The organism is Cellvibrio sp. pealriver (assembly GCF_001183545.1).
GTDB lineage: Bacteria > Pseudomonadota > Gammaproteobacteria > Pseudomonadales > Cellvibrionaceae > Cellvibrio.
In genome coordinates this window covers 4,413,238-4,413,897 of record NZ_KQ236688.1, presented here as the reverse complement: position 1 = coordinate 4,413,897, position 660 = coordinate 4,413,238, and the positions used below count along the sequence as shown (strand labels likewise).

General features: G+C 51.4%; 1 rRNA gene (only partly in view). It reads right to left on the bottom strand.

The features are described 5' to 3' along the window. Positions 1–476: 476 nt before the first annotated feature. Positions 477–660 (bottom strand): 23S ribosomal RNA (locus VC28_RS19650); it runs 2,655 nt beyond the window's last position.

The window sequence follows — 660 nt, the reverse complement described above, 5'->3', positions numbered from 1 at the left end:
CCCCCTAGCCCAAACAGTGCTCTACCCCCCTGGGTGAGACATGACGCGCTACCTAAATAGCTTTCGGGGAGAACCAGATATCTCCCGGCTTGATTAGCCTTTCACCCCTATCCACACGTCATCCCCAAATTTTTCAACATTTGTGGGTTCGGTCCTCCAGTAAGTGTTACCTCACCTTCAACCTGCACATGGATAGATCGCCGGGTTTCGGGTCTATTGCCAGCGACTGAACGCCCTATTAAGACTCGCTTTCGCTACGGCTCCCCTATACGGTTAACCTTGCCACTGACAATAAGTCGCTGACCCATTATACAAAAGGTACGCAGTCACACCACGAAGGTGCTCCTACTGCTTGTACGCACACGGTTTCAGGATCTATTTCACTCCCCTCACAGGGGTTCTTTTCGCCTTTCCCTCACGGTACTGGTTCACTATCGGTCAGTTGGGAGTATTTAGCCTTGGAGGATGGTCCCCCCATATTCAAACAGGATATCACGTGTCCCGTCCTACTCGTTTTCATGACTAAGGCATTTTCGTGTACGGGGCTATCACCCTGTATCGCGGCACTTTCCAGAGCCTTCCACTAATACCAAAGCCACTTAAGGGCTGGTCCCCTTTCGCTCGCCGCTACTGAGGGAATCTCGGTTGATTTCTTTTCCT